The 11908-nt window shown below is 69.7% G+C and carries 11 protein-coding genes; 2 read left to right on the top strand and 9 right to left on the bottom strand.

What is annotated here, in order from left to right; genetic code table 11:
* Nucleotides 1-107: 107 nt before the first annotated feature.
* The 5 genes from U1F38_RS00930 to U1F38_RS00910 form a co-directional block, all read right to left on the bottom strand.
* Complete coding sequence (locus U1F38_RS00930; RefSeq protein WP_409985176.1) at nt 108-1286, bottom strand: acyl-CoA dehydrogenase family protein; 1179 nt, start codon at nt 1284-1286, stop codon at nt 108-110.
* Nucleotides 1287-1471: 185 nt separating this feature from the next.
* Nucleotides 1472-3115, bottom strand: a complete 1644-nt coding sequence (locus U1F38_RS00925) for an acyl-CoA carboxylase subunit beta (protein ID WP_409985175.1) — start codon at nt 3113-3115, stop codon at nt 1472-1474.
* A 19-nt stretch (nt 3116-3134) separates the two neighbouring features.
* Entirely contained in the window at nt 3135-3836 is a 702-nt protein-coding gene (locus tag U1F38_RS00920) for a TetR/AcrR family transcriptional regulator (RefSeq protein ID WP_409985174.1), read from the bottom strand.
* A gap of 85 nt (nt 3837-3921) precedes the next feature.
* The gene (gene asd / locus U1F38_RS00915; RefSeq protein ID WP_409985777.1) at nt 3922-4770 is read right to left on the bottom strand and encodes an archaetidylserine decarboxylase; all 849 of its coding nucleotides are present in this window, start codon (nt 4768-4770) and stop codon (nt 3922-3924) included.
* 6 nt (nt 4771-4776) lie between these two features.
* Nucleotides 4777-5475, bottom strand: a complete 699-nt coding sequence (locus tag U1F38_RS00910) for a fumarylacetoacetate hydrolase family protein (protein ID WP_409985173.1) — start codon at nt 5473-5475, stop codon at nt 4777-4779.
* Nucleotides 5476-5561: 86 nt separating this feature from the next.
* Between U1F38_RS00910 and U1F38_RS00905 the strand changes: the two genes are divergently transcribed.
* Both U1F38_RS00905 and U1F38_RS00900 read left to right on the top strand, forming a co-directional pair.
* Complete coding sequence (locus U1F38_RS00905; protein ID WP_409985172.1) at nt 5562-6509, top strand: ATP-binding cassette domain-containing protein; 948 nt, start codon at nt 5562-5564, stop codon at nt 6507-6509.
* Nucleotides 6510-6733: 224 nt separating this feature from the next.
* A complete protein-coding gene (locus U1F38_RS00900) occupies nt 6734-7534 on the top strand; it encodes an ABC transporter permease (RefSeq protein ID WP_409985171.1) in 801 nt (266 codons plus the stop codon).
* A gap of 76 nt (nt 7535-7610) precedes the next feature.
* Here U1F38_RS00900 and U1F38_RS00895 read toward each other — a convergent pair whose 3' ends face one another.
* The 4 genes from U1F38_RS00895 to U1F38_RS00880 all read right to left on the bottom strand — a co-directional run bounded on the left by U1F38_RS00895 (nt 7611) and on the right by U1F38_RS00880 (nt 11903).
* Entirely contained in the window at nt 7611-7985 is a 375-nt protein-coding gene (locus tag U1F38_RS00895) for a cupin domain-containing protein (protein WP_409985170.1), read from the bottom strand.
* A gap of 58 nt (nt 7986-8043) precedes the next feature.
* On the bottom strand, nt 8044-8535 hold the full coding sequence (locus tag U1F38_RS00890; protein WP_409985169.1) for a c-type cytochrome: 492 nt from the start codon (nt 8533-8535) through the stop codon (nt 8044-8046).
* A gap of 39 nt (nt 8536-8574) precedes the next feature.
* Nucleotides 8575-11430, bottom strand: coding sequence for an IPTL-CTERM sorting domain-containing protein (locus tag U1F38_RS00885; RefSeq protein WP_409985168.1), 2856 nt, complete (start codon nt 11428-11430; stop codon nt 8575-8577).
* A gap of 77 nt (nt 11431-11507) precedes the next feature.
* The gene (locus tag U1F38_RS00880; RefSeq protein WP_409985167.1) at nt 11508-11903 is read right to left on the bottom strand and encodes a hypothetical protein; all 396 of its coding nucleotides are present in this window, start codon (nt 11901-11903) and stop codon (nt 11508-11510) included.
* Between the last annotated feature and the right edge of the window lie 5 nt (nt 11904-11908).

The following is an 11908-nucleotide window of genomic DNA, read 5'->3' as shown; positions in this document are numbered from 1 at the left end:
CCCCCTTTGGGGGAGGGTTGGGGTGGGGGCCGGCGGTGGTGAACGTGGGCACGCCGCAAGCCCCCATCCTTGCCTTCCCCCAGCGGGGGAAGGAGAAAGATTTCACGTCAACCCACATGGCGTTTCACCATCCCCATGGTCTTGGCAATGATCCCCATCATCACCTCGTCCGCGCCGCCGCCGATCGACGCCAAGCGGCCGTCGCGGTACAGGCGCGATACGCGGTTGTCCAGCGTGAAGCCCATGCCGCCCCAGAACTGCAGACAGGTGTCGCTCACCTGGCGCATCAGACGCCCGGCTTTCAGCTTGACCATGCTGGCCCACTGCAGCACGTCGTCGCCAGCGATGTAGCGCTCGCCGGCGCGCCAGGTCAGCGCGCGCAGCGCTTCCACCTCGGTCTGCAGCTCGACCAGCTTGAACTGCACGTATTGCTGATCGAGCAGCGTGGCGCCGAACATCTTGCGCTCGCGCGCCCACTCGATCGTCTCGCGGATGCACTCGTCCAGCGCGCTGAGGGCATTGGCGCCCGCCCACAGGCGCTCTTCCTGAAACTGCTGCATCTGATAGATGAAGCCCTGCCCCTCCTGCCCGATCAGGTTGCGCCGCGGCACGCGCACCTCGTCGAAATAGATCAGGCCGGTGTCGCTGCTGTCCATGCCGATCTTGCGGATCTTCTGCGCCACCGAGATGCCCTTGGTCAGCTTGCCGCCCGGCGCCTCGCGCATCGGCACCATGATCAGGCTCTTGTTCTTGTGCGGGTTGCTGCCTTCGGTGTTGACCAGCATGCACATCCAGTCGGCCTGCAGGCTGTTGGTGATCCACATCTTCTGGCCGTTGATGACGTAGTCGTCGCCATCCTTGCGCGCCGTGCTCTTGATCCCCGCCACGTCGCTGCCCGCCCCCGGCTCAGAGACGCCAATGCATCCCACCATGTCACCCGCAATAGCGGGGGCCAGAAACTGGCGCTTCAGCTCATCGCTGCCAAAGCGCGCCAGCGCCGGCGTGCACATGTCCGTCTGCACGCCAATGGCCATGGGCACGCCTCCGCACTTGATCAGGCCCAGCGTCTCGGCCATCACCATGCTGTACGAATAGTCCAGCCCCATGCCGCCGTATTCGACCGGCTTGGTCAGGCCCAGCAGGCCCAGATCGCCCAGGCCCTTGAACACCTGGTGCGCGGGGAAGATCTCGGCGGCTTCCCACTCGTCCACATGCGGGTTGATGTGCTCGTCGATGTAGCGCTTGAGCGTGTCGCGGATTTGTTCGTGATCGTGGGTGAGTTGCATGTTTGGTCTCCTCAATACTCAAAACGAATACCGGACGCAGAGGACGCAAAGGATTCGCAAAAGACGCAAAAATATTCAAAGTTTTTCGTTTTATCCTTGGGCTTGGATCACAATTTTTTTGGATTTTTTGCGTCCTCTGCGTAATTTTTGCGTCCTCTGCGTCCGGCTTTTCAACGGCCTGGAATTCACATCCGCGCCACACCAAACTGCATCGGTCGCACCGCGCGCGCCGCGCCTTCGGCCAGCGTGTCCAGGCAAAACGCCAGCACGGCGCGCGTGTCGCGCGGGTCGATCACGCCGTCGTCCAGCAGCATGCCGCTGGTGACAAAAGGGTCTTGCTGGCGCTCGAACATCGCAACCACGGCGTCGAACTGCTTTTGCATCTTGGCCGCGTCCGGCTCCACACCTTTGCGCGCCAGCGCCGCCTCGGTGACGATGCGCATGGTGCCGGCGGCCTGCTCGCCGCCCATCACCGCCGTCACGGCGCTGGGCCAGGTGAACAGGAAGCGCGGCGCAAACCCGCGCCCGCACATGCCGTAGTTGCCGGCGCCAAAGCTGGCCCCGCATTGGATGGTGATCTGCGGCACGGTGGCGTTGGTGACGGCCTGGATCATCTTGCTGCCGTGCTTGATCATGCCGCCCTGCTCCACGTCCTTGCCGACCATGTAGCCGGTGGTGTTCTGCAGATAGACGATGGGGTGGCCAAGCTGGCACATCCACTGAATGAAATGCGTGGCCTTGTTGGCGCCGGCAATGTCGATCGGCCCGTTGTTGGTGATGATGCCGACCGCATGGCCGTTGATGTGGCCCTGCGCGCAGACCGTGGCCATGCCGTAGCCGGACTTGAACTGCAGCAGCTCGCCGCCATCGACCAGCCGCACCGCCACCTCGCGCATGTCCACCGGCTCGCGGTGGTGCGCGGGGATCAGCGTGAGCAGATCGTCGGCCGGCCAGGGTGGTGACGATATTCCTGATTTGATAGCTGCTTGCGCTTGATTGGCAGGCGCCGGAGCACGATTTGACCAATCAAGCTGCGCCACCACCTTGCGCGCGATGCCCAGGGCCTCGCGGTCGTCCTGCGCCAGGTATTCGCCCAGACCCGACACCGTGGTGTGCATCAGCGCGCCGCCCAGTTCTTCTTCGGTGGCGATCTCGCCGGTGGCGGCCTTGAGCAGCGGCGGGCCGGCCAGGAAGGCGCGCGAGCGGCCCTCGACCATGATCACGATGTCCGACAAGCCCGGCATGTAGGCGCCGCCCGCCGTGCCCGAGCCGTGCTGGACGGTGATGACCGGAATGCCCGCGCTTGAGAGCCGCGACAGGTTGCGAAACAGCGCGCCGCCGTGGATGAAGTATTCAACCCGGTAGCGCATCAGGTTGGCGCCCGCGCTTTCGACCAGGTGGATGAAGGGCAGGCGCTCGCGCAACGCAATCTCCTGCACGCGCAGCATTTTCTCCAGCCCCACCGGCTGAATGGCGCCGGCCTCGATGCCCGAGTCCGACGCCACCACCATGCAGCGCGTGCCGGCAACAAAGCCGATGCCGGCAATCATGCCGCCGCCGGGCACGGACTTTTCCGCATCGGGCTCGTCATGCAAAAAGCCGGCCAGCGAGCACAGCGGCAGCCAGGCGCTGCCCGCATCCAGCAGCAGCGCCACACGCTCGCGCGGCAGCAACTGATGACGCTTGGCAAAGCGCGCCGCCGATTGGGCCGACGCGTGGGCCGCGCGGCCCTCCAGCGCGCGCAGGCGCTCGATGCGCGCCAGCATGTGGCTGCGGCGCTGCTGCGCGGCTTCGCTGGCCGCGTTCCAGCTTGAAACGAATGCGTTCATGGGCGAGTCCTGACGGTGTTCACGAATGGGGGGTGGTCGGTCGGCGGCGCGCGGCACCCGCCGGGCGCTTGGGCGAAGCGCCGACGAACAGCTGCATGGCCTGCGTGGCCAGGTCATCCAGCGACAGCGCCCCCTTGGGCTTGAACCACTGCACGGTCCAGTTCAGCGCGCCAAAAATGAACAGCCGCGCCACCTGCGGGTCGGCCTGCAATTGCCCCGCCTGATGCAAGGCCTCGAGCACCGGCATCCAGGTGGCCTCGTACGCGTCTTTCTGGCGGGCGATGGCACCGCGCTGCGCGGGCGTCAGCACGCGCCACTCGTACAGCATCACCGGGATGAAGTCGCTGCCCTTGCCCAGGCACACCTGCAGGTGCTGGCGGATCAGCGCGCGCAACTGCTCGCGCGGCGGCGCGTTGTCGTCCAGCGCTTGCAGGGCCTGCGCCTGGCGGGTGGCGGCGTCGGCCATGCCGCCCTGCATCACGGCGGCCAGCAGCGCGCTTTTGCTCTCGAAATAATAGAACGGCGAGCCGCTTTGCATGCCCGCCGCGGCCGCGATGTCGCGCGTGCTGGTGCCGTCAAAGCCCTGCTGGCGAAACAGACGCGCGGCCTCGCGCACCAGGTCGGCGCGGCGCTGGTTCTCGTCGCGCTCTTCGGCGCTCTTGCGCGGGCGGCCGCGCCGCGCCGGTGGCGCAGCAGGCGATGCAGGCGAAGTGGAAGCCATGCCCGCAGCATAGCAGCGCCCGCTATTTTTGCAAAGTGTTTGCTTTGCAAAATACAGGTCCGGCCGCGCCGCGCCGTGTGGCCGGTCAGCCGAGCGCGCGCCCCATTGCCTGGCCCATGCGGACGGCGCCCGCCGGCGCCCAGTCCGGGTTGAATCGGAGCGTGCCGCGCGGCCACAGCAGCACCACGGTGGAGCCCAGCAGAAAGCGCCCCATCTCGTCACCGCGCAGCAGCTCGACGGGTGGGGCCGCGTAGTCGAAGCGCCGGATGACGCCCGGCCTGGGCGGGTTGACCACGCCGTGCCACACCGTGGCCATGCTGCCGACGATGGTGGCGCCCACCAGCACCAGCGCCATCGGGCCGCGCACGGTGTCGAACAGGCACACCACGCGCTCGTTGCGCGCAAACAGCCCCGGCACGCCGCGCGCGGTGACCGGGTTCACGGAAAACAGCTCGCCCGGCACATGCACCATGCGCTGCAAGCGGCCCGCGCAGGGCATGTGGATGCGGTGGTAGTCGCGCGGGCTCAGGTACAGGGTGGCGAACTGGCCGTGCTCGAACTCGGCCGCCAGCGCCGCGTCGCCCCCCAGCAGCGCGCGCGTGCTGTAGGCGTGGCCCTTGGCCTGAAAGATCTGGTCGCGCTCGATGGCGCCGAACTGGCTGATGGCGCCATCGACCGGGCACAGATAGTCGGCCTCTGCCAGCGGGCGGGCATCGGCGCGCAGCGCGCGGGTGAAGAAGTCGTTGAAGCTGGCGTAGGCCTCGATGCGCGGCTCGGCGGCCTCGCTCATGTTCACGCCATAACGCGCCACAAAACGGCGGATGACGGCGTGCGTCAGGCCGCCGAGCCGGGCGTTTGCAAAGGCGCCGGCCAGGCGCGTCACGGCCTGCTTGGGCAGGGCGTATTGGGCCGCGACGGCCCAGCGCTCGGGCAGCGCCACTTATTCGGGCTGGCCGATGGCCAGTTGAATCTCGCCCACGCCGTCGATGTGGCCGGCCAGCACGTCGCCCGGCTGCACCGCGCCCACGCCCTCGGGCGTGCCGGTGTAGATCAGATCGCCCGGTTGCAGGTGGTAGTACTGCGACAGGTTGGCAATCACCTCGGGCACGCTCCAGATCAGGTCGGATAGATCGCCCTGCTGGCGCGTCTGGCCGTTGACGGCCAGCTCGATGCGACCGCGGGTCAGGGCCCCCACCTCGGATGCCGGCACCAGCTCGCCGATGACGGCGGCGTTCTCGAAGTCCTTGCCGAAGCTCCACGGCCGCCCGGCTTTCTTGGCCTCGCCCTGCAGGTCGCGCCGCGTCATGTCCAGCCCGCAGGCGTAGCCCCACACGCAGGCCCCGGCCTGCTCGGGCGCAACGCGAAACGCGGCTTGTCCGATGGCCACCACCAGCTCCATCTCGTGGTGGTAGTCGCGCGTGCCGGGCGGATAGGGCACGGTGGCGCCGCTGGCCACCAGGTGCGCTGGCGCCTTGTTGAAGAAGAACGGCGGCTCGCGCTCGGGGTTGCCGCCCATCTCGCGCGCGTGCGCGGCGTAGTTGCGGCCCACGCAGAAGATGCGGCCCACGGCATAGCGCTGGCGGCTGTCGCGCACGGCCACGCTGGCCTGCGCCGGGGGGGCAAAGACAAAGTCGCTCATGATCGTTCCTGTCGCAGAAAGCGCCAGTGTAGGCGCGCGGCGGCCGCCCGCGCAGCCAGCCGGCCTCGCGGGCACAATGACCGCCCATGACGCCTGCCCTGCCGCTGCTGGACATCCGCGAGCTCGTCAAGAGCTATGGCGGCACGCGCGTGGTCGATGGGGTATCGCTCGCGATCGCGCCGGGCGAATGCCTGGGCGTGATCGGCCCCAACGGCGCGGGCAAGACCACCACCATCCGCCTGGCGCTGGGCCTGACCGCTCCCGAGGCGGGGCAGATCCACTACTTCGCGCGCGAAGACGGCTCGGCCCTGGCCATGCCGCGCGACGCGCTGGCCATCAAGCAGCGCCTGGGCGTGGTGTCGCAGTTCGACTCGCTGGACCCGGACTTCAACTGCGCCGAGAACCTGTTTGTCTTCGGCCGCTACTTCGGCCTGGGCCGCGCCGCGCTGGCCGAGCGCGTGCCGCAGTTGCTGGAATTTGCCGCGCTGGCGCACAAGGCCAAGGCGCGCCCCAGCGAGCTGTCGGGCGGCATGCGCCGGCGCCTGTCGCTGGCGCGCGCGCTCATCAACAACCCCGACCTGCTGCTGCTGGACGAGCCGACCACGGGCCTGGACCCACAGGCGCGCCACCTGATGTGGGAGCGCCTGCACATGCTGCTGGCGCAGGGCAAGTCCATCTTGCTGACGACGCACTTCATGGACGAGGCCGAGCGCCTGTGCCAGCGCCTGCTGGTGATCGACCACGGCCGCAAGATCGCCGAGGGCGCGCCGCGCGCCTTGATCGCCGAGCACCTGGAGCCCGAGGTGGTCGAGGTGTACGGCAATGGCGCGCTGGCGCTGGCCACGTCCCCCCTGGCCGCGCACGCCGAACGCGTGGAGACCAGCGGCGAGACGGTGTTCTTCTACACCCGCCAGGCGCGCGCCCTGCTGCAGGCGCTGGAAGCCCACCCCGGCCTGCGCACGCTGCACCGGCCGGCCAATCTGGAGGACCTGTTCTTGAAACTGACCGGCCGGCAAATCCGGGAGGATGGATGACGTGAAGCCACACCCAGTCCCGCCGCGCCCCGGTGTTTGCTCCCTCTCCCTCTGGGAGAGGGTTGGGGTGAGGGCGCAGGCCCATCTCAACGCACGGCGATCATGCAGCGCCGCGGCCCCTCACCCCTCCCTCTCCCCAAAGGGGCGAGGGCGATCGGCCGGCCTCACATGGATACCCGCGTCGCCTCCAATGCGCGTGGCCGGTTACGTCGCGGATCAATGACATGAACGACCTCTCCCTCTGGGCCCCGCCCCGCCCCTCGCTGCGCTGGTGGCCGGTATTCGCGCGCAACTGGCTGGTGTGGCGCAAGCTGGCCATTCCCAGCCTGCTGGCCAACATCGGCGAGCCGCTGATCTGGCTGGTGGCCTTCGGCTACGGCCTGGGCAGCATGATCGGCGCCGTGCCCACGCACGGCCAGCAAGTGCCCTACATCCTGTATCTGGCCAGCGGCTCGGTGTGCATGAGCGCCATGAACGCGGCCAGCTTCGAGGCGCTGTACTCGGCCTTCTCGCGCATGCATGTGCAAAAAACCTGGGACGGCATCCTCAACACTCCCGTGCAACTGGACGACGTGGTGCTGGCCGAGATGCTGTGGGCCGGCTTCAAGGCGCTGTTTTCGGTCACCATCATCCTGGGCGTGATCTGGGCGCTGGACATCAGCCGCACGCCGCGCATGTGGCTGGCCGTGCCGATCCTGCTGGGCGCGGGCATCACCTTTGCCAGCATGGCGCTGGTGTTCAACGCCAAGGCGCCGGGCTACGACTTCTTCACCTACTACTTCACCCTGGTGCTCTCGCCCATGATGTTTTTGTCGGGCGTGTTCTTTCCGCGCGAGCAGCTGCCCGAAGCCGCGCGCGTGGTGACCGACTGGCTGCCCCTGACGGCCGCCGTGGAGCTGGTGCGCCCGCTGCTGCTGGGCCAGTGGCCCGAGCAGCCGTGGCGCTGGGCCGCGGTGCTGGCAGCCTATGCGGTGGTGGGGCTGTGGGTGGCGTTGGCCTTCACGCGGCAGCGGTTTCGGCGCTGACGGCTTTTCTTCCATCGCTGCCGGCGCCCGTCACGCCAGCCCAGGCGGCGTGAATCCCATGGACCGTCGGCGGCGCTCAGCGCGCCCACGGCGGATCCAGGGTGTTGTCATCCTTGTCCATGAACTGCATGCCCAGGGGCGACACGATGAGCCACTCGGCCGCCGCCCCGCTGTCGTTGTGCAGGCTGTGCAAGGTGCCGGCGGGGACGATCAAGGTATCGCCGGTCGCCAGCTCCCGCGTGACGTCGAAGGCCGTAACCTGGATGCGCCCGCACAGCATCACCATCACCTCCTCGGTGGTGTGGCTGTGGGGCGGGTTGCTGCAGCCGCTGTCCATCTTCTGGTGGATCACGCTGACCTGCTCGGACCCAAGGTGGCGCGTGGCCAGCGGCGTCACGCGGGCGTTGGGGGTTTCGAAGACGTCCAGGGCATCGAACGGGTTCAGTTTCATGATGGCGCGCGGTCGTTGAACAGTGCGAAGGGACGGGCCGGCGCCCGTGCATGCGCCGTCATGGCGCCGGAAACACCACCACCGGGCCTTGGGGCGCCACGCCGGGCGGCAGCGGGGGTGGCGCTGGCTCGCCCCGCGGGCCCAGCCAGCGGATGTACCGGTAGATGGCCTTCAGGTCTTGCGGCGCCATCGCCTGCAGGCTGAGCCCGGGCATGGGCGGACGCATCGGCCCTTGCCGCGCGCGCGCCAGCCATTGCCGCTCGGTCAGCCCCGCCACCTGCTGGCGCAGGTTGCTGGCGTATGAGGTGCCCCAGGGGCCGCTGTAGCCCAGCGCATCGCCGGTCAGCCAGTCTCGTTCGGCCAACTTGCCGCCCGAAGCGGCGTAGCCCGGCGTGTGGCAATCGTTGCAGCCGCCGATCTTGACGAGGTAGCGGCCGCGCTCGATCTGCGCCGACGGGGCTGGCGGCGCGCAAAGCCCCGCCAGCGGCAGCGCCATCGCGCACGCGCCCAGCAGCAGGCCCATGGAATGAGGAAAGTGATTCATGGTCATTTTGGCCTCCAGCGCCTGATTGGTGGGCACACGATGCTCTTATTTCAATAGTCTTGCACGGCGGTACATCTGCCAGCCCGTCAACGCCATCCACGCCGCCAGCAGCAGCAGGCTCCAGTCCGACAGCGTGGGCACCGGCTGCAGGCCGCCGGGGTCGCCGCTGCCGCCGGGCGCGGGCGCCACGCCCCCGGTGGGCGGGGCCGACGCGCTGCCGCCGGCGTTGTGCGCCGTCACGGTAAAGGTGTAGGTGACGCCGTTGGTCAGGCCCGTGACGGTGCAGCTGGTGGCGGGCGCCTGCACGGTGCAGCTCGCGCCGCCGGGCTGGGCCGTCACCGTGTAGCTGGTGGGCGGCGTGCCGCCCGCGGGGGCTTGCCACGACACGGTGACCTGTGCGTTGCCGGGCGTGGTCGTCACGCCGGTGGGCGCATCGGGCGCGGCCATGGCGGGCGGCTCGACGGGGAGCAGCATGCTGCCTGACGCCATGCCATTGACGTACAGCGTGGCGCGGTGCCAGCCAGCCTGCAGCGCCGGGAGACTGCGCGAGGTGAATGAGGTGGCGTCAGACACCTGCGCCGCCAGCCAGTGCACCGGCCCGCCGTTCACCGACTGCAAGCTGAGCAGGGGGGTGTTGCTGGCCGATTGGTTGGCGCCGCCGCTGCCGCCTTCGCTGTCGCCGGTAAAGCGCAGGCCGGCGAGCGCCAGCGGGGCACCGGCCACCAGCGGCACGGGGCCCGCGCTGGTGATGGCGGGCGGGCGGCTGGCCGGCGAGACCGGCTCGTCGAACAGGCTGGCGCCACAGCCCGCGAGCAGCACCCCGCCGCTGGCGAGCAGCGTGGCGCTGTGGTGGGCGCAGGCCTGGCTCAGATCGGCGGTGCGAGTCCAGGTGTTGCGCGCGGGGTCGAACAGCTCGGCGCGGGCGGTGTGCACGGTGCTCCCGCCGACGGGGGTGCCACCGCCCGCCACCAGCACGCGCCCGTCGGGCAGCACGGTGGCGGTGTAGCCGCCGCGCGGGCTGGGCGAGGGGGCAGCGGGGCTCCAGGCATTGGCGGCAGGGTCGAAGATGTCGGCGTTGGAAAGATCCCGGTCCAGCACCAATACGCGGCCATCGGGCAACGGCAGGGCGGTGTGGCCGTAGCGCGGCTGCGCCATGGCCGGGCCTGCGCTCCACTGGCGAGTGGCGGGGTCGTAGAACTCCACGCTGGCAAGTGCGCCAGACGACGGGCTGTCGGCCCAGCCGCCCGCGACGAGCACGCGGCCATCGGCCAGCAGCGTGGCGGTGTGGAACTCGCGCTGACTGCCCATGCTCCCCGCGGCCTGCCACTGGTTGCCCGCGGGGGCGTAGGTCTCGGTGTACGCGCTGGCCTGCGGGCCGTCGCTGCCGCCCGCCACCAGCACGCTGCCGTCGGCCAGCAGCGTGGCGGTGTGCCCGCTGTGCTTGTGCAGCATGGGAAGCGTGCGGGTCCAGGCATTGGTGGCCTCGTCGTAGATTTCGGCGCTGTCCTGCCAGCCCTGCGGACCGCTGAAACCCCCGGCCACCAGCACGCGGCCGTGGGTGCCCGTGCCGGGCAGCAGGGTCTGGGTGTGCGACTGGCGCGGCTGGATCATGGCAGCGGTCGCCAGCCAGACGGCCGAGCCTGCGCCCACCTCGGGCCGGTAGCGCAGCGCGCCTGCGTTGGGGGTGCCCGGAGCACTGGCCAGCAAGCCGCCCGTCACCAGCACGTTGCCGCTGGGCAGCCGCGTGGCCTGGTGATCCTTGCGGTCTTCGGGCAGGGTGGCGGTGGGGCGCTGGCGTGGCTCGGCGGGGTGGTTGGTTTCGACGTACATCAGCGCGCCCGAGGGCCACACGCCACCGGTGACCAGCACGGTGCCGGTGTTCAGCAGCAGCGCGTTGTGCTCGCGGCGCGGCCAGATCAGCGCAGGGTAGGCGGCAAAGCCGCTGCCGGGGCTGTAGATCGCGGACGCGGCGACGTAGCCCGCCGCGTCGTCCCCGCCGGTCAGCAGCACGCGGCCATCGGGCAGCAGCGTGGCGGCATGGCGGGTGCGCGGTGCGTGGGGCACGCTGGCGGCCCAGGTGCCGGTGCTGCTGTCGTAGATGTCGGCCTGGGCATGGTAGGTGCCGGCGGCGCCGCGCCCACCCGCGATGAGCACGCGGCCCCCCGGCAGCAGCGTGGCCGTGTGGCCCCAGCGTGCACCGCTGGGCAGCGGCGGGCCGGCCGTCCACTGGCCGTTGGCGGGGTTCCAGATCCACGCTTCGGCCAATGCGCCCGCGGCGTTCTCGCCGCCCGCCACCAGCACGTGGCCGTTGGGCAGCAGGGTGGCGCTGTGGTTGCGGCGCCCGGCGGTCAGCGTGTGGGTGTTTTGCTTCCAGGTGCGCGTGGTGGGGTCGTAGAGCGTGGCGACGCTGAGGGCGGAGCCGTTCTGGTCACCCCCCATGACGAACACCCGCCCGTCCTGCAGCAGCGTGGCGGTGTGGTGGCTGCGGGGACCGACCAGGTTGCCTGCGGCGGTGAACTGGCCCGTTTGCACGTCGAAGGTCAGGGTGGTGCCGATGGCGCCTGCTTCGTTGGCGCCCCCCGCGATCAGCAATTCGCCATTGCGCAGCAGCGTGGCCGTGTGGCCCCGGCGGGCGGTGGTGGGCAGGCTGGGGCCGTCCGTCCAGGTCTGGGCGACGGGGTCGAAGAAGCGGGTGGTGGCCAGGGCGTTGGTGCCGTCGAACCCACCCGCCACCAGCACCCGGCCATCGGGCAGTTGGGTGGCGCTGTGCTGGCTGCGCCCGCCGCTGATGAAGCCGGCACTTTGCCAGTTGGCGGCGTGCGCGGTGCTGGCCAGTCCCAGGCACAGCGCGGCGGCATGAAGGAAGCGCTGAGCCGTGGCGGCCCATGCAGGGGAGGTCATGAACAGTCCCTTTTACTATCGAATAAATAGCTGCTTGCGGCTGTTGGATCGGCGCTGCAAGCCACTTTCTTCTTGAATCAGCACGCCCTGGCCTGCTGCAGCCGCGCCAGCAGCGCCTGCCGCGCGCCCACGGCGCGCATGGCGTAGGTGTCGGCGGCGGGCAGGCCGGTGCCCGAAGGCGTGTACAGGCCCGCCATCGCGTGCAGTCCGGTGCAGTCGAGGGCTTCGAAGTGCGTCTGCTCCTCGGGCGTGATGTCGGCCGCGCTCTCGATGGTGTCCACATGCAGGGTGCGCAGCGCCATGTCCGCCCCCAGGCCCATGCCGATGGCAGTGGACAAGGGGGTCAGCAGCGTGGCCGCCGGCGTGCGTGCGACGAGGTCCACGCAGCCGGCCAGGCCGCAGCCCAGGCCGGCGGCGCAGGCCACCCGCCAAGCGGCCCGGCGGACGGCGCGCGACAGGCGTGAAGGCGACATTGACA

Origin of the sequence: Ottowia sp., from assembly GCF_046348305.1 — a bacterium.
Lineage (GTDB): Bacteria > Pseudomonadota > Gammaproteobacteria > Burkholderiales > Burkholderiaceae_C > Ottowia.
The sequence above is the reverse complement of the archived record's forward strand: the minus strand, read 5'-3'. Positions and strand labels throughout refer to the sequence as shown.